The following is a 19,296-nucleotide window of genomic DNA, read 5'->3' as shown; positions in this document are numbered from 1 at the left end:
GGTGGCAACGGTTCAGTTGAAGGTCACATCACCGTGTGGTGGTTCGGCGATTTTCGCAGGACTACGTGGCGCCGTATAGAAAGCCCGCCGCGCCATTTGAGGCACGGCGGACTACCCCCGTTGACCAGGGGCGAGCTACCAGCATCACTCGATGATCTGCACGACCCTGCGTGTATCGGGGTCCACCAGAACCACATGGTCCCCGACAAGGGTGTAGTTGTATCTGCCGTCGGGGACGTCGATTGTGTGAAGCTCGACAGCATCAGGCAGAGCGGTGCCAACATTGAAGTCGACGCCGAGCAGGCTCACCGATGCGAGTTTTTGCTTGTGGATGTATTTGCGGACGACCGTCTGCTACTCAGGTTTGAGAACTACGACGTCGCCCGCGAAGGAAGCACCAATTCCAGCCACAAGCGCGACAGCCGCTACGGCGCCGACAAGATGTCCTTTCATGACGGTCCTTTGTGAATCAAGAACGTTTTCCAAGACCAGAACAATTCCGGCCTCTGCTGCCGCCAATCAGCCGCCATTGGCAGGTGCGGCCGGCTTCGCTGGCGCTGAAGTGGCCGGAGCCTCAACCTTTGGCGCTTCAACTTTAACGTCGATGTTCTTCCCGCTGCCACCGATATTGATGACGCCTGTAAATATCAGCAGGACCACGATAGCGATGATTGCAAGAACAATTGCGACCGCGGTACCGCCACCACCACCAGAGTTAACAACAGTTGGGCCTTCAGCCATGGTTTTATCCTCTCCTATTCTTGAGTTACCACTGGTCAGCAACGGCTTTCGCTGCATTGCGTTCCCGGGTGAGCCTTAGGTCCAGGAGCTGACCGGACTGAAGTCTTATGCGCGCAACTCACGCCTGGCCCACACGTTACGTTTGCTCGCCAGAGCACAGTCAATCATCGATCCTCACGGATCCAGCTTGATTGCCGGATATTTTGAGAGCGAGGCAAGCAGTGACATCAGCCCAGAGACCGAGCACCCGCGACGACAATCGCCCCGCGAATGATAATGATGCTCGGGCCTCGGAGATTCCCTCCGTCTGGTCCGCCTGTTTGACCGAGGACGCCGACATTGCCGATCTTGTCAGGCGAACCGAGCGCCTGGCCATCGCGGTTGTCGTGGGAATGGCGATCTGCCTGACACTTGCCCCGGCAATCTATGTTGCCCTGATCCACGGAATGTAGAAGGTATCAGTCGTCTGTCCGCAGGTTCCCCGCGCGCCACGGTTCAATCCCGACAGGCTCAGCCCGAAAGAAAGAACCCGCCCCGGCGTTAACCGAAGGCGGGCTCTCGCCGTTTACCAGTCCGTTGATAAAGCACTCGACAGGACCCTAACTTCCAACAGCCGAGCGTGTTCCACCGGAGCGGTGTCATTCGTTAGCCGGCCACCTTGGCCTGCCGCGGCTTCGATCTTAGGGAGGCTTTCGCTCCGGCGAACTCAATCTTTTTTCCACAGCGAAAGCAGCGGGCCTTTGCTTCCATAGACCGGGTCCTTGCGCGGCCGGCCGACTTTGGGGATCGTCGCCACCGCTTTGGCGTGATCGGCGGTGGTCGTGCATTCGTCATAGGTACCGGACGGCGGATAGCCGCCAACGACGAGAAAGTCGTCGGAGGCGGAGAGGCGCTGGTGCCCGGTGCCGGCCGGAAGAACCGCGACATCGCCGGCCTTTAGGGCCAGCGTCCGGCCCTTCTTGCCGCCGAATTGGACTTTCGCCGTGCCGCGCGCCACGCCGAGCACCTCGTGAATGCGCGAATGGTAGTGGACATAGTCGTAGATGCCGTCGCGCCAGCTGTCCCCCCAACCATTGGCCTCAAAAAGAGCCTCCAGGACAGCCGCGGGATCGAAGTCTTCCGGTAACCTCACGGCGCCGCGATAGACGACAAGCGGCCAAGACGGATGGTTGGGCACCAGGCCGTCATCGCCAAACCTGAACTCGTTCGGTTTTCGTGGGCTGGCAAGATCAGCCACCTGCCGACTGTCCGGTCTCGCGACGCCGGTGACGCGTTCGGCTGCTTTCTTGATGCCTTGCAGGATGCTCATGACGTCGCCTCGCCTTGGGGAACCAACGCAGATTGAACCCGATGGCCATCGCTTGGTTCCAGCGGGCTCCGCGCCCGCAACGGCCGCCGGGCGGACCGCTGAAGATTGGATGGACCTGCCGCCTCACCCCGCATGCAGCGCATTGCCGAGCGCGGCGGCCGGCGAAACCATATCCGGCAGCAATATGTCGTTGCGGCGTGCGAAGGTGACCAGCGTCGCGCGCACCGTCTCGGGGTCGATCTCACCGGCGATGCCCGCCTTGCAGGCATTGAGGGCTACGGCATGAGCGCTGTTGCGGCTGGCGGCCGGCCAGTCCTGCAACAGCACGTAGGCTTCCATCACGCTTTCGATCTTCCTCGGAAAGCCCATTCCAACCAGAATGGTCACCGGTTCTTCAAATTGTCCGCGATTCATGGCTTGTGCCTCCTCTCGATTGTGCAGGACCAGCGGCGAACCGAACATCTGAAAGCGCGGCCGGCCGCGTAAGGGTGAATGGGACTGGATGTCTGCGCTCAGCCGCCGGTCGATGCCTCGGACGCCTCCGACACCTGTTGCGCCGCCAGGAACATCAGCGTCGCGGCCACGGTCCGCCGCTTCCAGCCGGCCGCTTCGGCCCTGTCGAGCAATTCCGCCAGCAGCGGCTTCAGCGCACCGCGGCATTCGGTTTCATAGGCCAGGAACTCCTTTGCCTGATGCGTCGGCGCGGGCACGGATCCAGGCTCGATCATCGCATCCATATATCTCTCTCCCTTGAACTGAAGACCGCTCCCTCTCCGGAAGGGAGGGAGCGGGCGGACTGGTCGGACCTCAGAAGTCCATGCCGGCGCCGGCCGGCATTGCCGGGCTGGCGGCTTCCTTCTTCGGCTTCTCGGCCACCATCGCCTCGGTGGTCACCAGCAGGCCGGCGACCGACGCGGCATCCTGCAACGCCGTGCGCACCACTTTCGCCGGGTCGATCACGCCTTGGCCATAGAGATCGCCGAACTCATTGGTCTGGGCATTCCAGCCCCAGCCGAATTCGCTCTTCTCGCGCAGCTTGCCGACGATGATCGAGCCTTCCGCGCCGGCATTTTCCGCGATCTGGCGAACCGGCGTCTCGATGGCGCGGCGCACGATCTCGACACCGGTCTTCTGGTCGGCATTGTCCGTCTGGACCGCATCGAGCGCCTTGCTTGCCCGAAGCAGCGCGACGCCGCCGCCCGGCAGCACGCCCTCCTCGACAGCCGCGCGCGTCGCGTGCAGCGCATCGTCGACGCGGTCCTTGCGCTCCTTGACCTCGACCTCGGTCGAGCCGCCGACACGGATCACAGCGACACCGCCGGCGAGCTTGGCCAGCCGCTCCTGCAGCTTCTCGCGGTCATAGTCGGAGGTGGTCTCCTCGATCTGCGCCTTGATCTGCGCGACGCGGCCCTGGATTTCTTCCTTGCGCCCGACGCCGTCGACAATGGTGGTGTTTTCCTTCTCGATCACCACCTTCTTGGCGCGGCCCAGCATCTCCAGTGTCACATTCTCGAGCTTGATGCCGAGATCTTCCGAAATCGCGGTGCCGCCGGTGAGGATGGCGATATCCTCCAGCATGGCCTTGCGGCGGTCGCCGAAGCCCGGCGCCTTGACGGCCGCGACCTTGAGGCCGCCGCGCAGCTTGTTGACGACCAGTGTCGCCAGCGCCTCGCCCTCGACATCCTCGGCGATGATCAGCAGCGGCTTGCCCGACTGGACCACCGCTTCCAGCACCGGAAGCAGCGCCTGCAGGTTGGAGAGCTTCTTTTCATGGATCAGCACGTAGGGCTCGTCGAGTTCGACGCGCATCTTGTCCTGGTTGGTGACGAAATAGGGCGAGAGATAGCCGCGGTCGAACTGCATGCCCTCGACGACTTCGAGCTCGGTCTCGGCGGTCTTGGCTTCCTCGACCGTGATGACGCCTTCATTGCCGACCTTCTCCATCGCTTCGGCGAGGAAGCGGCCGATCTCGGCGTCGCCATTGGCGGAGATGGTGCCGACCTGCGCGATCTCATCATTGCGGGTCACCTTGCGGGCGTTGGCCTTCAGCTCGGCGACGACCGCCTCCACCGCCTTGTCGATGCCGCGCTTCAGGTCCATCGGGTTCATGCCGGAGGCAACAGCCTTGGCGCCCTCCTTGACGATCGCCTGCGCGAGAACCGTCGCGGTCGTGGTGCCGTCGCCGGCAAGGTCGTTGGTCTTGGAGGCGACTTCGCGCACCATCTGCGCGCCCATGTTCTCGAACTTGTCCTCCAGCTCGATTTCCTTGGCGACGGTGACGCCGTCCTTGGTGATGCGCGGCGCGCCGAACGACTTGTCGATGACGACGTTGCGCCCCTTCGGGCCGAGCGTCACCTTCACCGCGTTGGCCAGGATATCGACGCCGCGCAACATCTTCTCGCGAGCCTCGGTGTGGAATTTTACCTCTTTGGCAGCCATTGGATTACTCCTCTATCTAGGCAGCATTCGTTGACTGGTGGATTTTCGAAGAAGCCGTCATGCGGCCTTCTTCACTTGCACGGCCTGCTCGATCACGCCCATCACGTCGCTTTCCTTCATGATGAGCAGGTCCTCGCCGTCGAGCTTGATCTCGGTGCCGGACCATTTACCGAACAGGATGCGGTCACCGACCCTTACATCCAGTTCGCTCAGCTTGCCGCTGTCGTCGCGCGCGCCGGGGCCGACGGCGATGACTTCGCCTTCCTGCGGTTTTTCCTTGGCAGTGTCGGGAATGATGATGCCGCCGGCGGTCTTTTCTTCGGCCTCGATGCGGCGGACCAGGATCCGGTCATGCAATGGACGGAACGCCATGTCGTTCTCCTCTTTGGACAAACAGGTTTTGAGGTTCCTCCGCGCCGGACCGGCAATTCGGACCGGAGCGGGGTGCGGCGACCCGTTCAGGCATCGCGCGCGCATATCGAACTAGTTTTGCCATTTTTCGGTTTCAAGGGGTTGGCCAAAAAAAATTAGCACTCGCACGGATGGAGTGCCAACACACTGTTATCGCAAGGTTATTCTTCGTGGGATCGGGTACGGCCGCTTGAATTCCGCCGCGATCCAGCAAAATATCCGCAGCCGGCGCAATCGTGGGCGCTGGAACCGCTCACCCTCTTGGAGAGTTGGGTTCAGACGACCGCCGAAAGGAGACATGAATGGTTGAAAATGTCAGCAAGGAGTTCCGCCTCCAGATGGAAGGCTATGGCCTGACCACCGCACAAATCCATTACCATCTGCCTGACCATCGCAGCCTGTTGCAACTCTATGTCTGGCAAGACTACGACCTGGCGCCGGAATTCCCCGAACTCAAGGAATTTCTCTCCTATTGGGCGCGCGAACTCGACGGGCCGCTCCACTCCGTCCAGGTCGCCCACCACCGGCTCATAACCCCATCGGAGTGGCGGGCCGTCGACGGGGTCATCACCGTCCAGTAAGGCGGCGCCGTCACGCATGCGGGACTCACCAGAACCCGACCAGCGACCGCAGCATCGCCTTCGCGCCCGCCGCTTCCCGGCATTGCTCGCGAAATCCTGGCCTGCCCGTCGCACCCAGCACATCCTCGTCGATGTCGCGCAGGATGAGGCGCGCATTGCGCCAGCCGATCCTGGCGAGCGCGGCCGCCAGATCCGCTCGGGCAGGATCGAACGGACCCTGCTTGGCGGCCGGATCGGCGGGCCGATCGATGTCGTTGCTTGCGCCGATCGTGTGGCGCGGGATGGTCACCGTGGTGCCGGCGTCGAAAGGCGGAGAAAGATCGAGGAATCGGGAGATGGAAGCCAGGCAAGCGGCCGGCGCAGAAACGAGCTGCTCGTAGCAGACGAAATGCACCGGCGCGCCGGTGCGGCGAAGCGCGTCCATGGCGAAGTAGAACTGGTTCCAGTAGTCGGCAGGTGAGCGGAACCGATACTCCATCTGCCCGGGCTGGGTGAAATCCTGCCTGATTTCGAACGGCTGGTTCAGGAAGGGACCGAGATATTTGGCTGGCCTGAAGATGCTGTCGTTCCGGGAGAAACGAAACCATGACAGAAGCTGGGTAATGGGGTCCTTGCTCATCACGATGATGGGAAGGTCTCCATATTGCAGCGTGCGTCCGTCCATCAAGGCCGGAAAGACCCCATGCTTCCAAAAACCCTGGTCGAAGACGACAGGCATGCCGAGATGCGTTTCGACCAGATGCTTGGCCAGATTCGTGCCGGATCGCGGCGTGCCCATGATGCGGACCCGGGCCGCATTGCCGCCGGGCTCAATCCGCGTTTCCCCGGGGCTAGTCATCGGCCCTCATAGCGCCAGGCTACCCTGCTCCGCCGCCTCGGCGTTGGGGTCGCCCGGCGCGGTGGCCCAGGCGAGTTCGACCAGCGTCACCGTGCGCTTTCCCGTACCGTCGAGCTGGCAGACGATGAGGCCCTGCTCCTCGATATAGGTCAGCAGGCGCCGGGCCCGGCGCATGGAGTGCGAACCATAGGCGCGCGCGATCGCGCCATCGCTCGGGCACGGCCAGCCCTCCTTGGCCGCGCGCGCGATCATCATGAACACGCCTTGCATGTCCTCCGGCAGCAGCGAGGCGCGCACCGAAACATCGCGCCATGCGTCGTCCTCGGCCATGTCGGACCCCACTCCGGCACGGGCACGCGTCAGCATGCGGCGGAATTCCTGGAGATCGGGTATGACCGAAGCCAGCCCCTCGATGCGGCAGCGCACGACGAATTCCTGGTAGAGGACGCCGATGACGCGAAATCCAGCGTCCGGTTCGGCCAGGATGGCGCGCAGGACGCGGTCCATCCGCGCGCGCCGTTCGGCCAGGTCCTCGGCGCTGGGCGCCGGCCCGGCCGGTTCGGGACGGATGTCGAGCGGCGCTGCTTTCGCCGCCATCAGCTGCTCCAGCAGGTCCGGCGACGCCACCCGGCGCGGCGCGCGCATCGTCTCCGGCGGCGGCGCGGCCAGGATGATGGCGCGGGCATCCTCGAGCGCTGATTCCGGCATCGCCATCAGCCTGGGCGTGCCGTTGCGCGGACTGGTGTCGGTCGGGCCGATGCGCAGGCCGAGCGGCCGCCGCGACAGCGCCGGCCCCAGCGCCATGAACTGACCGCGCTCCAGATCGCGAAACGCTTCCGCTTGCCGCCGCTCCATGCCGAGCAGATCGGCGGCGCGCGCCATGTCGATGTCGAGGAAGGTGCGGCCCATGAGGAAGTTGGAGGCTTCCGCCGCGACGTTCTTGGCGAGCTTGGCCAGCCGCTGCGTGGCGATGATGCCGGCCAGCCCCCGCTTGCGGCCACGGCACATCAGATTGGTCATGGCGCCGAGCGAGAGCTTGCGTGCTTCGTCGGACACCTCGCCGGCCACCGCCGGCGCGAAAAGCTGCGCCTCGTCCACCACCACCAGCATCGGATACCAATGGTCGCGCGCGACCTCGAACAGCCCGCCGAGGAAGGCGGCAGCGCGCCGCATCTGGTTTTCGGCATCGAGCCCTTCGAGGTTGAGCACTGTGGAGACGCGGTGGATGCGCGCCCGCTCGCCAGCCGCCTGCAGGCCGCGCTCGGTATGCTCCTCGGCATCGATCACCAGATGGCCGTAGCGCTCGCCCAGCGAAACGAAGTCGCCTTCGGGGTCGATGATGGTCTGCTGCACCCAGGGCGCGCTCTGTTCGAGCAGCCGCCGCAGCAGATGCGACTTGCCGGAGCCGGAATTGCCCTGCACCAGAAGGCGGGTCGCCAGCAGCTCCTCGAGATCGAGCTTCGCCGGGGCGCCCGCCGTCGTCTGTCCCATCTCGATCGCAACGGTCATGTCAGACTCAGCGGCTCCTTCACGGACGGGCTTATCAACCCGAGCGCGGCCCGTCGAGCCGCGCGGGCCAGGCGATTCGCGTTGCGCACAGATCAGAGAACGTTGCCGTGGCCCGCAATGGACGGCCGGAAACAGGCTGGCCGCCTGCCGGTTATCGCCCCAGGCCTGTGGATAGTAACCACCTGTTCACCATGAGACGGCGTTCCGATTGCGGACACCGGGCATCCGCCTAGCCTGACCCTGCATCGCGCCCCAACGTGATGCGCCCCAACGCCCCCAAATGGCGGCCGGCGTTTTCAAGTTTCTCTCCAACGTATACGCCGGTCGCCACCCCTTTCGGTTACAGCTCATGCGGCTCGACCTGTCCCGGGACTGGCGGCAACCGCGGCGCATCCAGCCCCCTGAAGGGATCGCGCCAGGCGTCGATGGCTTCAAGCCGCCGATACCAGCTGTTGACCCGCGGATAATCGCCGAGCGGCAAGCCCGCGACATCGTTGAACGGCAAGAACGTCGCCATGCGAAAGTCCGCATAGGAAACCGACGTCCCGACCAGCCATTGCCGCTCGGCAAGTTCGATCTCGAGGATCGCGGCGGCATTGCCGAACGCGTCCAGCCCCTCCCCGACCTTTTCCGCGTCGATCGGCCCGATTTGATAGCGCTGCTTGGTGCCACGCTCGAAATGCACCATGTCGCAGGCCCGTGCGAAATTGTCCTTGCCCCAGCTCAGCCAGCGGATCATGTCGGGTTCGTCATCATCGCTCCGCCAGAAGTTCGAGCGCGCATCGCGCGACAGCCGACAGGCTATGGCGTCGGCCTCCCACAGGCTACCGCCCGGCCACGCCAGTATGGGCAGGGAAAGATTGGGATTGAGCGGCCGGAATCGCTCCGCTTGGCCCGGCGCGAAAGGCGACGCAAATTCGAAGGTCACTTGCGCCTCGAGGTGACGCGCCACCGCGACCGCCAGGCGAGGATTAGGGTTGCGGCTGAAATACAGTTTTGTTTCCGTCCCAGCCGGCATCGCCTCGACCCTGTCACTCATGTCTGCCTCTCCTTGTCCCCGGCGACCATCGTCGGATCAAGGACGGATGCGACTGGCACGATCCGACAAATCATACACCCCATGGTAGGGGTGGAACGAGCAGTCCATCGAAACGGGATGGTCGCGCAAAGTTTGGGTTGACCGTGTCCGATGGCGAGGCGACACTTCATCCCACAGCAAGGCAGGAGGAAGAACGATGGATGAACCCGACCGCTGGCGCCACATGTCCAGCGCGCCGAAAGACGGCAGCCGGATCCTCGTTACGGTCCGCCCATCCGAACAGGGGCCGGCGGAAGTCGACCTTGCCTACTGGTCACGCACCGATCAATTCGGTGAGGAAGGCTGGCGCGCTTCCGATTCCTCGCCTGGCCGCGTCGTCGAATATGCCGAGCCCGAGCTGAAATGCTGGATGCCGATGCCCTCGGCCAATCTCAGCCGGGGCGCCTCGATGCCGGCGCCCTGGGAAGGCGACGACGCGCAACAATTGGACGGCTCCGGAATTTAGCGCCGGGGGGCGAAGCTGCCAATCTCCCCCCTCGTGGGGGAGATGTCCGGCAGGACAGAGGGGGGCGCCGTAGAGCGCCGGCATCAATCGTAGTCGAAACTGCTATGCCTCATACGCCATTGCCTCCGCGAAACCGCGCGAACGCCAAATCGATGCGGAAGGCTATGACGGATGCCGAGCTGAAGCTCTGGAATGAACTTCGTGCACATCGGTTTATGGGGCTGGGATTTTGCAGACAGTTTCCAATTGCCGCTTATATCGTCGACTTCGCATGCCCGCAGAAGAGGCTTGTCGTCGAAGTCGACGGATCGCAGCATGGCGATAAAAGTGTTGCAGTGGATGACACTGTCAGGACGATGTACTTGGAACAGGACGGCTGGACCCTGTTGCGGTTCTGGAATGACGATGTGATTCACGACACCGACAACGTCTGCCAACATATTGTCATCGCGGCAGGTTTGAGCGGTGTCGACTTATAGGCCGGCGGGACAGCGCCCCCCTCTGCCCTGCCGGGCATCTCCCCCACATGGGGGGAGATTGGCAGCTTTGCCGTCGGTTCCTTTAAAACAAAAACGAAGCCGTGGCCGGGTTTGGGCCGCCTCGGCCGTCAGCCGAATCCATGCCTCGGATGGTCTCCAGGTCCTGCGCATCCAACTCGAAATCGAAGACATCGAAATTGGCCGCGATGCGGTCCTGCTGGATCGATTTTGGAATGACGATCAGCCCTTGCTGGAGATGCCAGCGGATCATGGTCTGCGCGGCTGACTTGCCATGCTTTCTGGCAATGCCCGCGATGGTCGGGTCGCCGAGCAGCTTGCCGCTGCCCAGCGGGCTCCAGCTTTCCGTATGAATGTCGTGCTTGGCATGGAATTCCCTGAGCGCGCGCTGCTGGAAACGGGGGTGCAGTTCCACCTGGTTGACGCTTGGCACCACGCCCGTCTCGCCGATGATGCGCTCCAGATGATCGGGATTGAAATTCGAGACGCCGATCGACTTGATGCGGCCGGCCTGCTTCAGCTCGACGAGCGTCTTCCAGGCCTCGACATATTTGTCCTGGCTGGGCACCGGCCAGTGGATCAGGAACAGATCGAGCTGCTCGACGCCGAGCTTCCTCATCGTGTCGTCGAAGGCGCGCAGCGCCGCATCGCGCTGGTGGGCGCCGTTGCGCAGCTTGGAGGTGATGAACAGCTCTTCCGCCGGCACGCCGGCGGCGCGGATCGCCTCGCCGACGCCCTCCTCGTTCTGATAACCCTCGGCGGTATCGATCAGCCGGTAGCCGGCCTCGATCGCCCAGCCCACCACTTGCGCGGTGATATCGTGATCGACCTGCCACACGCCAAGGCCAAGCTGGGGAATGGCGGCGCCGTCGTTCAAGGTGATCTGTTCGGGCATGGTTTCTGGCATGGTTGGGTCCTCGGCAAATTGGCAAAGAGTGTCAGGCGAGCGAACGTGCGGTGCATATCTAGGCCTGGCTCGAACGATCGGCCAGTCGGCTGCGACAAATGGCGAATTCGCCGGGAAGGCTACTCGGTCTCGAACGGGATGAAGCGGCGGTCGACATAGCAATCCAGATATCCGGTATGGACCGGCTCGGCCAAGTGACGGGCCTTGAAATACGCCAAGGCAAGAAGCGGTTGTCCGCCTTCAATCGGTTCCACGCTGATGCATTCGCGCAGATTTCCGGGCTTTCCAATGGACTCCAGTCGGTCGAGTTTCGCCAACCGCTTTGCATCCACCCTGTAAAGTTCGCCAAGCACCTGAAACCCGGTGCCGGGCTCATTGAACATCATCGGAGCGAAACGCGGGCCGGCGACAAGCATCGGCAGGCGCTGGCGCGTCTTGTATGCACCGAGAAAGCGCGCACCGGACAGCCCCCGGGCGTGCAGCGGAAATCCCCTTTTCAGTGTACCGAAGACAAACAGGTTTTCGTCCATGTACGGGAACGCTCGTGCCACGTCAAAGTTCATGGAGTGAGGGGCTTATCGCCGTGCGGGGAGCAGTTCCATTCAAGAGCTAGGCATCAGATTGTCGGTCGACGCGAATGCAAAGGCCCGAGCAGCCGGTGCGCTCTACCGCTACAATGTTGCGGCAACGGCCGTCGACGATCGCATCGCGATCGGGGCCCAACTTTGCGATGCCGCCGGAAACGTGCTGGGCGGCCTGTGGGGGCGGACCGAGCTGGGCCTGCTCTTCCTCGATATGTTCTTCGTGCCCGGGCATTTGCGTGGGAAATCCTATGGCACGCGGCTTCTCGCTCTGGTCGAGGCGGAAGCAAGACGCCGTGGCTGCAGCCGGGCCGTGGTGGAGACGAGCAGTTTCCAGGCACCCAGGTTTTATGCCAGACATGATTACGAGGAATTCGGCAGGGTCGAATTCGGCATTGGCGGACACGCCCGCATTTTCCTGCGCAAGCATCTCGAGTGAGCGCTCGGTCCCAAGATGCGGGCCGTGGCGCTCGGCGCGATCCTGGCGGCCATTTGTTTCACCGCAATTCTGCAAGCGAAGCGCCTACACTTGCTGGAATTGCGTTAGCGAGGCCGGCGCACCGCCCGCACCACGCCGGCGTTTCCGCTGCCGCAGAAGAGACGGTCGCCGGCATCGGATTCCAGCCCGGAGATTCCCATGCCGGCCGGCATGTCGAGCGTCTCCAGAACCTTGCCCGTTTGTGGGTCGACGCGGCGCAGATCGCTCTCGTCGCCTTCCCAGGTGGCGTGCCACAATTCGCCGTCGACCCAGGTCACCCCGGTGACGAAACGGTTGGATTCGATGGTGCGCAGGATTCTTCCGGTCTCGGGATCGATCTGGTGGATCTTGCGATCCCGGTGCTGCCCCACCCACAGCGTGCCTTCGGCCCACGTCAGCCCGGAATCGCCGCCATTGCCGGGTGCCGGAATGGTGGAGATCACCTCGCCCGTATCGGGATCGATCTTCTGGATGCGATCATTGGCGAGCTGGAAGAAATGCCGGCCATCATAGGCGGTGCCGGCATGCGCCGCGACATCGATCGAACGCAACGCCTGTCCGCTCTCCGGATCGAAGGCGTTCAGCCTGTCGCCCGAGGCGAACCAGACATTCTTGCCGTCAAAGCTCACTCCGGCCACCGTCTTGGCGCCGGGAAAGGGTCCGTATTCCCTCAGGATTTCAGCAGCTGCATGTTTCATGTCTCGATCCTCAATCGTTGCTGCTCCCTTCCTAATCGCTCGGCAGCGGCGCGGGGAGTAACAAGGTGGTCGTGAATCCAGCCACCGGCGGCGTCATCCAGCGGCGCGCCCGGCCATGGCCGAAGGACTGTACCTTGCCGGCCCCGGCAAGCGGCTCGAGCGCCCGCTGCACGCTGCGTTGGCCGGTTCCGAGCGCCAGCGCCAGCGCCGAGCTCGACCAGGCCTCGCCGTCGGCCAGCAAGGCCAGCACGGCCGCGTGCCGCTCCTCAATCGGCCGCGCCAGCACCAGCACCGCCCGTGCATGGCGCGGCGCCAGCCTGAAGCCCTGCTTGGTTGCGCTGATGCCGGCCAGCGCGCCAAGCTCGGCGCGCAGCCGGCCGATCTCGACGCGCAGGCGCGCGCGATGGGATTCATCGGCATGCTTGCCGCCGAAGGCCCGCGCCACGAGTTCCCCCCGCGACACGTCGCCTGGCCAGGCTTCGGCGAGCGTCCGCGCCAGGGCGAACAGCACAGGCCGGCTCGCCAGCGAAACCGTGGTCCTGTCAGCGCGCACGGCGTAGCGGAAGGCATCGACGACCAGACCGGGCGATCCCTGCAACGCCTCGACCTCTTCGAGCAGCAGCGGCCGCTCCGTCCCTTGCACGATCAGCCGCGCCGCCGGCGTCTCCAGCGCCTGGCTTGCGCTCTCGACCTCCGCGACGAGGCCTGGAATGCCGGCTATGCGGGCGGCATGGCGCGCCCATTCCAGTGCCGCGCGCGCCGGCCGGGTCCTGAGCCGCCGCATGGCGATGCCAGCGACGGCGAGCTCGTGCGCGGCCCTGGCCGCCGGCGGAAGCGGCGCCGGGTCGAGCCCGGCTAGCACATGCTCGGCCTCGTCGAGGCGGCCAATCAAGAGCAGGCGCCGGACCTTGAGGTGGCCGGCATGCGCCGCGTTCAACCGGTCGCCATGCTTTTCCAGTGCCGTGCGGGCCGCGTCGAGCGCCTTGGCCGGCCAGCCGAGATCACGCGAGACCAGCGCGATCTCGGCCTCGGCGACGACGCAGCGGGCGCGCGCGACGGCCTCTTTCGGGCTGAAAGCGCGCACCGCGCGCCGCAACAGGAGCTTGGCACGATCGAAGTCGCCGAGCTGCGCCATGGCGATGCCGCGCAACGCCAGCGCCGGCGCATCATCACGCAGAGCGACGCGGTCGAGCGCGCCGAGCGCGTCGCCCGAAGCCAGCGCCAGCGCCGCCGCGTTGATCAGCGAGTCCATTCAAATCCCGTCACACTTGTAACTCCCACCCCGGCGCGCCGCCGCCCTACCTTAGGTCAGTACCGTCAACCAGCAAGTCGTGCCGGCCATGACGGCATGCAAGGGAGAACCAGAAAATGCCCGCCTCCACCGAACTCGACCTCGCCGTGGCGAATGATACGGCCAAGCACGCCGGACGCCACCCCTGTTGCGCCGGCCCGGATCTCTTTGATCCCCCCGCGCCCGCAACGCCCCGACATCCCCAGGCAACGACACACCGCAACGACGCCACGACTGGCAAAGGAGAAGACCAATGACCATGACCATGAACACCCCGCCGATCGTTTCACGGCAGGACTGGGAAGCCGCTTACAAGGAGATGCTGGTGAAGGAGAAGGCGACGATGCGCGCCAGGGATGCGCTGTCGGCCGAACGCCGGCGCATGCCATGGACGGAAGTGGACAAGACCTACGTGTTCGAGGGCCCCGACGGCAAGGTCAGCCTGCTCGACCTGTTCGAGGGCCGCCGCCAGCTGATCGTCTACCGCGCCTTCTTCGAGCCCGGCGTCTATGGCTGGCCAGATCACGCTTGCCGCGGCTGCTCGCTCGGAGCCGACCAGGTCGGTCACCTCGCCCATCTCAACACCCGCGACACCACGCTCGCCTACGCCTCGCGCGCGCCGCAGGCCGACATTGCGCGGCTGAAGCAGCGGATGGGCTGGGAAATGCCCTGGTACACCATCACCGACAGCTTCGACAAAGACTTCGGCGTCGACGAATGGCACGGCCACAACGTGTTCATCCGTGACGGGAACCGCATCTTCCGCACCTATTTCACCAACAACCGCGGCGACGAGGCTTTGGGCACGGTCTGGAGTTATCTCGACATCACGCCGCTCGGCCGCCAGGAGATCTGGGAAGACTCGCCCGAGGGCTATCCGCAGACGCCGCTCTACAGCTGGTGGAACTGGCACGACAATTACGACGCCGGGGCCGACAAGAAATGGGCCGAAGTATCCGCCGCCGGCGAGGCCGCCTTCCGCGACAAGGGCGAGAAGTAGCTGCCGCAAGCCTGTCCGGGTTCCTCGCCCCGTCTCCGGCGCGGGCGAGGAACCGGCCTCGCAACCATCAAGGGAAGAAGATCATGAGCGATATCCATTCCGGCATCGGCGGCCCGTCCCCCGAAAACATCGCCACGCCAGGCATCGCCGACTGGCTGTGCCTCGCGGCCGCCCCGACCTTCGCCTTGATGGCTCTGCTTTCCCACGGTCTCGGCGGCGATGCGGCCATGCAATGCATGGGCGCGCCTTCGCCAATCGCGGGAATGCCTGCCATGTACCTGCTGATGAGCGCCTTCCATCTGGCGCCGTGGCTGCGGGTGATTTCCGGCCGCGCGATAAAGGCGAGCCGGACCTGAGGGAGCGCGGCCGGCCCTCACCACCTCACATCGCGATGTCGTTGACCGGCAGCAAGGGCTTGGGCAGGTCCCTCTCGCCAAGCCCGGCGCGCATCTCGATCTCGACGTCGCGGCAGATCCGCGAGAACGGCATGTCTCGCCGACCTGGATGCCGGCGATGGGCGCGGAACATCTCCCGCGCCCATCTCGCTTAGCCCTAGCTCAATTGCACTTCGGCTTGGCGCTGTTGCAGGCGTCGACCAGCTCGGCCGGCGGATCCTTGTGGAACACCGTCTTGAACGATTCCAGCACATTGGACTGCACCACCGGCAAGGACTGGACACCGACCCAGGCGGGCGTCGGTTGACCGATAAGCGCCTTCATCATGGCAAGAGCCTCTGCGACGCCCTGGTCATAGGGACGCTGCGAGCCAGTTGCCTTGAGCGGGCCGCCCTTGGCGATTTCGATTGCCGATTGCAGGCCGAGATCGACGGTGGTGATCGGAATGTCGATGCCTTGCGCGCGCATCGACGACAGCGTGTCGAGCGCCGGCTGGTCCCATACCGCGTACAGGCCCTTCACATCCGGATTGCCGGTCAGGAAATCGCCTGCGATCTGCGAGACCTTCGACGGATCGGTGAAATCGACCTGCTTCATGATGATATCGGGACGGTTTTTCTTCATCCACTCCGAGACGCCCTTGGTGCGTTCATTGGTGCTGAAATAGTCGACGCCGAAATTCACCAGGCCGATCGTGCCGCCCTTGGGCATGCAGGAGGCGAGGATCGTTGCGGCGATCTGGCCATTGCCCTGGCTGTCGGCCGAAACCATCGTGGCAAAATCCTTGGGAGACGAGAGGCCAACCGGAATGCTGTCCATGAACACCAGCTTGATGCCGGCCTCGCCGACCTTCTTGTAGGTCGGCGCCGTCGCGGTGAAATCGACGGGGATGGAAATGATGCCGTCCGGATGCTGCTGGATGGTGTTCTCGATATCGGCGATCTGCTTGTCGACCTGATATTCGGCCGAGGCCACGCCGGTGACGGTGACGCCATATTTGGCCAGCGTTTCGCTGATGCCTTGCACCTGGAGCTGCGACCAGTCGAGGTTCACAGTCTGCATCGAAATGCCGACCTTGAACTTGCCGGCCTTGACCTTGGCGGCCTCGTCGTCGGTCAGTTTCAGCTCGTCTGGCGAGGCCGCCTTTTCGCCATGCGGACCCTGGCCGACAATGCCTTTGGGGCCGAGCGTGGCCATGTCGACGCCGGTAACACAGGTGTCGGGCGTCTGTGCCAGGCCGATGGACGTCGACAGGGCGACCGCGCTGACGGCGAGGCTCAATGTGCCCAATAGGATTCTTGCCGAATGCTTCATGACTTCCTCCGTTGATTGTTGATGTCTGGTTTGCCGTTTGGAGCCGGCGATTTTCTGCTGTGATCCGCGGATGCGCGCCTTACCTCCTCGTGAACGCGACCGCGGCGACGATGATTGCTCCCTTGATGACGAGTTGCAGCGACGAGCTGACGCCAAGCAGCACCAGCCCGTTGTTGAGCGTGCCGATGATGAGACTGCCGAGCAGCGTGCCGAGCACGAAGCCGCGGCCGCCGAACAGGCTGCAGCCGCCGAGGATCACCGAGGCGATGACATCGAGTTCCATGCCTTGCACCACGTCGGGCCGCGCCGCGTGCGAGCGCGCTGACAGGATAAGCGACGCCAACCCGGCAAGCGTCCCGGTCAGGACGAAGGCCAGCGTGGTGACCCGCTTGATATCGACGCCGGAATAAAGTGCAGCCGTCGGATTGCCGCCGGCCGCGTAAACGCGCCGCCCGTAGACGCTGTAATGCAGCAGCAAAATGCCGGCGACGGTGACGCCAAGCGTCCACAGTATGGGCGCCGGAATGCCGAGCACCGAGCCCTCGCCGAAGATATTGAAGTAATACTCGTTGGTGATGATGACCGGCTTGGTGTTGGTGACCATCAGCGCCAGGCCGCGCGCACCGCTCAGCGTGCCCAGCGTCACCAGGAAGGACGGGATTTCCAGCCGGGTGGTGAGCACGCCGTTGATCAGCCCGATCAGCGCCCCGGTGCCCAGTCCGGCAGCCGCGCCGACCACCCAATTGTTGGCGACGAAGGCCATGGCCAGCGACGCGCTCATGCCCGACAGCGCCAGCGTCGAGGCGACCGACAGGTCGATCTGCCTGGAGATGATGACGAACGTCATGCCGACGGCAATGATCGAGACCAGCGTGGTCTGGCGGCCGATGTTGAGGAAATTGTCGATCGACAGGAACCAGGGCGACGCCAGGCTGAAGACGATCAGCATGATGGCGAAGGCGATATAGAGCATGTAGGGGCGCTCGCCCTGCAGCAGGTTCAACAGCGCCAGGCGACCGCCGGGCTGATTGACGGCCATTGCCGCCGCCGTTGATGCCTTTGCCCGACCTTCGGTGTCCGTCATGCCGCGTGCTCTTCCGATGGCTGCGAAATCTGAATGAGATGATGAAGGTCTTCGGCGCTGCCGAACACTTGCCTGGACACCGTCTTGATGATGCGGCCGTCGACGACGATCGAGATGCGGTCGCACAGTTGCAGCAGTTCCGACAGGTCCGACGACACCAGAAGCACACCGCTTCCGGCCGCCGCCGCGCCACGGATGACGCCGTAAATCTCCTCGCGCGCGCCGACATCGACACCGACGGTCGGCTCGTCGAGGAGGAGCACGCGCGGCCTTGGCTCATTCCATTTGCCGAAGACCACCTTTTGCTGGTTGCCGCCGGACAGGTTCTTCACGGTGGTCGCGGCGCTCGGCGCCTTGACCGCCAGCCGCCGCATGGCGGTATCGGCCCGCTCGCTCGAGGCACCACGCCGCAGCCAGCCGAAGCGGGAAAACTCTCGCAGCCTTGGCAGCACCAGATTGCGCTCGATCGAATGCTCGAGCACCAGCCCCTGCACGTGCCGGTCCTCCGGCACCAGGGCAATCCCCTGGCGGATCGCAGCCGCGGGACCGATGCCTTTCAGCGAGACGCCATCCAGGCTTGCCGCGCCCGACTGAACGGGCCTGAGGCCAAAGATGGTCTGCAGGATTTCCGTGCGGCCGCTGCCGATCAGCCCGGCAAGGCCGTGGATCTCGCCGCCGCGCAGCTGCAGGTTCACCCGATCAAGCCGGTCGTTGCCGACATCGACCAGTTCGAGCACCGGCTTTCCGGTCGCGGCGAACGACAGCGCCCCCTGCCCGGCCTGGGCTTCATTCTTCAGGACGGCATGATCCGGCCCGACGATCGCGGCCACCAGCTGCCGCATGCTGGTTTCCTGCGTAACGAACGTCCCGGCGTTCTGCCCGTCGCGAAACACGGTCACCCGGTTCGAGATCCGGAACACTTCGTTGAGGCGATGCGTGACGTAGATGACGCCTACGCCCCGCGCGGCGACCGCCCGGATCGCCTCGAACAGGATCTTCTCCTCGTCGTCGGTCAGCGCCGACGTCGGCTCGTCGAGGATGAGCAGGCGGACATCGCCCATCAGCGCCTTGGCGATCTCGGTCATCTGGCGGTAGGCGAAGGGCAGCGAGCCCACCATGGCACGGGCATCGAGCGGAATGTTCTGCGATTTCAGGAAAGCTTCGGCCTGCGCCACCAGCTGGCGCTTCCTAAGGAAGCCAAGCCGTGTCTTCGGCTCCCGCCCCAGCAAAAGGTTGTCTGCGACCGAGAGCGACTCTACCAGGCTCAGATCCTGGTAGACGACCGCCACGCCGGCGTCGCGCGACTGGGCGGGCGACGCGAAGGAGACAGGCTTGCCGTCGATCTCGATCGAGCCGCCATCATGCACATGCACGCCACTCAGGATCTTGATCAGCGTCGATTTGCCGGCGCCGTTCTCACCAAGCAGCGCATGGACTTCGCCGGACTGGATTTCGAGACTGACGCCGCGCAGCGCATTGACGCCGCCGAACCGCTTCCTGACGCCCTCGACGCGCAGCAAGGGGGTTTCGGACATCAGCGCAATCGAACCCTGTTCGATCATGGCGCCAGCACTTCCTCCCTTTGACGCGTCCCCTACCCGGATCGTCGAGAGTCTCTTTTGAGACTTCCCTTACTTTTTTTGTGACTTTTCCATCAGCGATGCGAAATGTCAAACGAA

22 protein-coding genes and 1 pseudogene are annotated in these 19,296 nt (G+C 64.1%); 6 read left to right on the top strand and 17 right to left on the bottom strand.

Translation table 11 applies throughout. The features are described 5' to 3' along the window. Positions 1-144 precede the first annotated feature (144 nt). The 7 genes and pseudogenes from LB569_RS19210 to groES all read right to left on the bottom strand — a co-directional run bounded on the left by LB569_RS19210 (position 145) and on the right by groES (position 4,861). Positions 145-453 (bottom strand): annotated as a pseudogene (locus LB569_RS19210) (DUF1236 domain-containing protein). 66 nt (positions 454-519) lie between these two features. Continuing rightward, the gene (locus tag LB569_RS19205) at positions 520-741 is read right to left on the bottom strand and encodes a hypothetical protein (protein ID WP_224542751.1); all 222 of its coding nucleotides are present in this window, start codon (positions 739-741) and stop codon (positions 520-522) included. Positions 742-1,447: 706 nt separating this feature from the next. Next, positions 1,448-2,050, bottom strand: coding sequence for a cupin domain-containing protein (locus tag LB569_RS19200; RefSeq protein ID WP_224693677.1), 603 nt, complete (start codon positions 2,048-2,050; stop codon positions 1,448-1,450). Positions 2,051-2,173: 123 nt separating this feature from the next. Beyond that, complete coding sequence (locus tag LB569_RS19195; protein ID WP_318013127.1) at positions 2,174-2,512, bottom strand: DUF982 domain-containing protein; 339 nt, start codon at positions 2,510-2,512, stop codon at positions 2,174-2,176. A gap of 50 nt (positions 2,513-2,562) precedes the next feature. Continuing rightward, entirely contained in the window at positions 2,563-2,787 is a 225-nt protein-coding gene (locus LB569_RS19190; protein WP_224693676.1) for a hypothetical protein, read from the bottom strand. A 70-nt stretch (positions 2,788-2,857) separates the two neighbouring features. Next, positions 2,858-4,489 (bottom strand): chaperonin GroEL, encoded by a 1,632-nt coding sequence (groL, locus tag LB569_RS19185; protein WP_224542747.1) that lies wholly within the window; start codon positions 4,487-4,489, stop codon positions 2,858-2,860. Between the two features lie 57 nt (positions 4,490-4,546). Then, entirely contained in the window at positions 4,547-4,861 is a 315-nt protein-coding gene (groES, locus tag LB569_RS19180) for a co-chaperone GroES (protein ID WP_140709084.1), read from the bottom strand. Between the two features lie 341 nt (positions 4,862-5,202). Between groES and LB569_RS19175 the strand changes: the two genes are divergently transcribed. Beyond that, positions 5,203-5,481, top strand: coding sequence for an usg protein (locus LB569_RS19175; RefSeq protein WP_140708644.1), 279 nt, complete (start codon positions 5,203-5,205; stop codon positions 5,479-5,481). A 25-nt stretch (positions 5,482-5,506) separates the two neighbouring features. On the opposite strand, the gene LB569_RS19170 is transcribed toward LB569_RS19175, so the two are convergent. From LB569_RS19170 to LB569_RS19160, 3 genes are all read right to left on the bottom strand, one after another. Further along, complete coding sequence (locus LB569_RS19170; RefSeq protein ID WP_224693675.1) at positions 5,507-6,319, bottom strand: sulfotransferase domain-containing protein; 813 nt, start codon at positions 6,317-6,319, stop codon at positions 5,507-5,509. A 6-nt stretch (positions 6,320-6,325) separates the two neighbouring features. Beyond that, positions 6,326-7,828 carry an ATP-binding protein gene (locus LB569_RS19165; RefSeq protein ID WP_224693674.1) on the bottom strand — a complete coding sequence of 501 codons (1,503 nt, stop codon included), beginning with the start codon at positions 7,826-7,828 and terminating at the stop codon, positions 6,326-6,328. Positions 7,829-8,168: 340 nt separating this feature from the next. After that, the gene (locus tag LB569_RS19160) at positions 8,169-8,867 is read right to left on the bottom strand and encodes a glutathione S-transferase family protein (protein WP_224693673.1); all 699 of its coding nucleotides are present in this window, start codon (positions 8,865-8,867) and stop codon (positions 8,169-8,171) included. Positions 8,868-9,063: 196 nt separating this feature from the next. Here LB569_RS19160 and LB569_RS19155 point away from each other — a divergent pair, with 196 nt between their 5' ends. Both LB569_RS19155 and LB569_RS19150 read left to right on the top strand, forming a co-directional pair. Next, entirely contained in the window at positions 9,064-9,372 is a 309-nt protein-coding gene (locus tag LB569_RS19155) for a hypothetical protein (RefSeq protein WP_224542742.1), read from the top strand. 104 nt (positions 9,373-9,476) lie between these two features. Beyond that, complete coding sequence (locus LB569_RS19150) at positions 9,477-9,851, top strand: endonuclease domain-containing protein (protein WP_224693672.1); 375 nt, start codon at positions 9,477-9,479, stop codon at positions 9,849-9,851. 82 nt (positions 9,852-9,933) lie between these two features. Here the strand turns inward: LB569_RS19150 and LB569_RS19145 are convergent, their stop codons facing one another. Continuing rightward, positions 9,934-10,764 (bottom strand): aldo/keto reductase, encoded by an 831-nt coding sequence (locus LB569_RS19145; RefSeq protein WP_224693705.1) that lies wholly within the window; start codon positions 10,762-10,764, stop codon positions 9,934-9,936. Positions 10,765-10,895: 131 nt separating this feature from the next. Continuing rightward, positions 10,896-11,306 carry a gamma-glutamylcyclotransferase family protein gene (locus LB569_RS19140; RefSeq protein WP_224693671.1) on the bottom strand — a complete coding sequence of 137 codons (411 nt, stop codon included), beginning with the start codon at positions 11,304-11,306 and terminating at the stop codon, positions 10,896-10,898. Positions 11,307-11,397: 91 nt separating this feature from the next. On the opposite strand from LB569_RS19140, the gene LB569_RS19135 reads away from it, so the two are divergent. Continuing rightward, on the top strand, positions 11,398-11,796 hold the full coding sequence (locus tag LB569_RS19135; RefSeq protein WP_224693670.1) for a GNAT family N-acetyltransferase: 399 nt from the start codon (positions 11,398-11,400) through the stop codon (positions 11,794-11,796). Between the two features lie 104 nt (positions 11,797-11,900). Here LB569_RS19135 and LB569_RS19130 read toward each other — a convergent pair whose 3' ends face one another. Together LB569_RS19130 and LB569_RS19125 are read right to left on the bottom strand one after the other, a co-directional pair. Next, positions 11,901-12,533: a DUF5074 domain-containing protein gene (locus LB569_RS19130; protein WP_224693669.1), complete on the bottom strand. Its 633-nt coding sequence runs from the start codon at positions 12,531-12,533 to the stop codon at positions 11,901-11,903. 31 nt (positions 12,534-12,564) lie between these two features. Then, positions 12,565-13,785, bottom strand: a complete 1,221-nt coding sequence (locus tag LB569_RS19125) for a helix-turn-helix domain-containing protein (RefSeq protein ID WP_224693668.1) — start codon at positions 13,783-13,785, stop codon at positions 12,565-12,567. Between the two features lie 292 nt (positions 13,786-14,077). On the opposite strand from LB569_RS19125, the gene LB569_RS19120 reads away from it, so the two are divergent. Together LB569_RS19120 and LB569_RS19115 are read left to right on the top strand one after the other, a co-directional pair. Beyond that, positions 14,078-14,824 (top strand): DUF899 domain-containing protein, encoded by a 747-nt coding sequence (locus LB569_RS19120; protein ID WP_224693667.1) that lies wholly within the window; start codon positions 14,078-14,080, stop codon positions 14,822-14,824. Between the two features lie 83 nt (positions 14,825-14,907). Next, positions 14,908-15,180: a hypothetical protein gene (locus tag LB569_RS19115; RefSeq protein WP_224693666.1), complete on the top strand. Its 273-nt coding sequence runs from the start codon at positions 14,908-14,910 to the stop codon at positions 15,178-15,180. A gap of 201 nt (positions 15,181-15,381) precedes the next feature. Here the strand turns inward: LB569_RS19115 and LB569_RS19110 are convergent, their stop codons facing one another. The 3 genes from LB569_RS19110 to LB569_RS19100 form a co-directional block, all read right to left on the bottom strand. Next, the gene (locus LB569_RS19110; RefSeq protein WP_224693665.1) at positions 15,382-16,533 is read right to left on the bottom strand and encodes a substrate-binding domain-containing protein; all 1,152 of its coding nucleotides are present in this window, start codon (positions 16,531-16,533) and stop codon (positions 15,382-15,384) included. A 79-nt stretch (positions 16,534-16,612) separates the two neighbouring features. Further along, positions 16,613-17,617, bottom strand: coding sequence for an ABC transporter permease (locus LB569_RS19105; RefSeq protein ID WP_224693664.1), 1,005 nt, complete (start codon positions 17,615-17,617; stop codon positions 16,613-16,615). Further along, entirely contained in the window at positions 17,614-19,179 is a 1,566-nt protein-coding gene (locus LB569_RS19100; RefSeq protein ID WP_224693663.1) for a sugar ABC transporter ATP-binding protein, read from the bottom strand. Before LB569_RS19100 ends, LB569_RS19105 begins: the two co-directional genes overlap by 4 nt. Positions 19,180-19,296: the final 117 nt, after the last annotated feature.

The organism is Mesorhizobium sp. BH1-1-4 (assembly GCF_020165665.1).
In the GTDB taxonomy this organism is placed as follows: Bacteria; Pseudomonadota; Alphaproteobacteria; order Rhizobiales; family Rhizobiaceae; genus Mesorhizobium.
This window is presented reverse-complemented; position numbering and strand designations above follow the sequence as displayed.

Bases quoted from the DNA above. Each gene is read 5' to 3' on its own strand.
- LB569_RS19205 (WP_224542751.1), bottom strand. From the start codon at position 741: ATGGCTGAAGGCCCAACTGTTGTTAACTCTGGTGGTGGTGGCGGTACC.
- LB569_RS19200 (WP_224693677.1), bottom strand. From the start codon at position 2,050: ATGAGCATCCTGCAAGGCATCAAGAAAGCAGCCGAACGCGTCACCGGC.
- LB569_RS19195 (WP_318013127.1), bottom strand. From the start codon at position 2,512: ATGTTCGGTTCGCCGCTGGTCCTGCACAATCGAGAGGAGGCACAAGCC.
- LB569_RS19190 (WP_224693676.1), bottom strand. From the start codon at position 2,787: ATGGATGCGATGATCGAGCCTGGATCCGTGCCCGCGCCGACGCATCAG.
- groL (WP_224542747.1), bottom strand. From the start codon at position 4,489: ATGGCTGCCAAAGAGGTAAAATTCCACACCGAGGCTCGCGAGAAGATG.
- groES (WP_140709084.1), bottom strand. From the start codon at position 4,861: ATGGCGTTCCGTCCATTGCATGACCGGATCCTGGTCCGCCGCATCGAG.
- LB569_RS19175 (WP_140708644.1), top strand. From the start codon at position 5,203: ATGGTTGAAAATGTCAGCAAGGAGTTCCGCCTCCAGATGGAAGGCTAT.
- LB569_RS19170 (WP_224693675.1), bottom strand. From the start codon at position 6,319: ATGACTAGCCCCGGGGAAACGCGGATTGAGCCCGGCGGCAATGCGGCC.
- LB569_RS19165 (WP_224693674.1), bottom strand. From the start codon at position 7,828: ATGACCGTTGCGATCGAGATGGGACAGACGACGGCGGGCGCCCCGGCG.
- LB569_RS19160 (WP_224693673.1), bottom strand. From the start codon at position 8,867: ATGAGTGACAGGGTCGAGGCGATGCCGGCTGGGACGGAAACAAAACTG.
- LB569_RS19155 (WP_224542742.1), top strand. From the start codon at position 9,064: ATGGATGAACCCGACCGCTGGCGCCACATGTCCAGCGCGCCGAAAGAC.
- LB569_RS19150 (WP_224693672.1), top strand. From the start codon at position 9,477: ATGCCTCATACGCCATTGCCTCCGCGAAACCGCGCGAACGCCAAATCG.
- LB569_RS19145 (WP_224693705.1), bottom strand. From the start codon at position 10,764: ATGCCCGAACAGATCACCTTGAACGACGGCGCCGCCATTCCCCAGCTT.
- LB569_RS19140 (WP_224693671.1), bottom strand. From the start codon at position 11,306: ATGGACGAAAACCTGTTTGTCTTCGGTACACTGAAAAGGGGATTTCCG.
- LB569_RS19130 (WP_224693669.1), bottom strand. From the start codon at position 12,533: ATGAAACATGCAGCTGCTGAAATCCTGAGGGAATACGGACCCTTTCCC.
- LB569_RS19125 (WP_224693668.1), bottom strand. From the start codon at position 13,785: ATGGACTCGCTGATCAACGCGGCGGCGCTGGCGCTGGCTTCGGGCGAC.
- LB569_RS19120 (WP_224693667.1), top strand. From the start codon at position 14,078: ATGACCATGACCATGAACACCCCGCCGATCGTTTCACGGCAGGACTGG.
- LB569_RS19115 (WP_224693666.1), top strand. From the start codon at position 14,908: ATGAGCGATATCCATTCCGGCATCGGCGGCCCGTCCCCCGAAAACATC.
- LB569_RS19110 (WP_224693665.1), bottom strand. From the start codon at position 16,533: ATGAAGCATTCGGCAAGAATCCTATTGGGCACATTGAGCCTCGCCGTC.
- LB569_RS19105 (WP_224693664.1), bottom strand. From the start codon at position 17,617: ATGACGGACACCGAAGGTCGGGCAAAGGCATCAACGGCGGCGGCAATG.
- LB569_RS19100 (WP_224693663.1), bottom strand. From the start codon at position 19,179: ATGATCGAACAGGGTTCGATTGCGCTGATGTCCGAAACCCCCTTGCTG.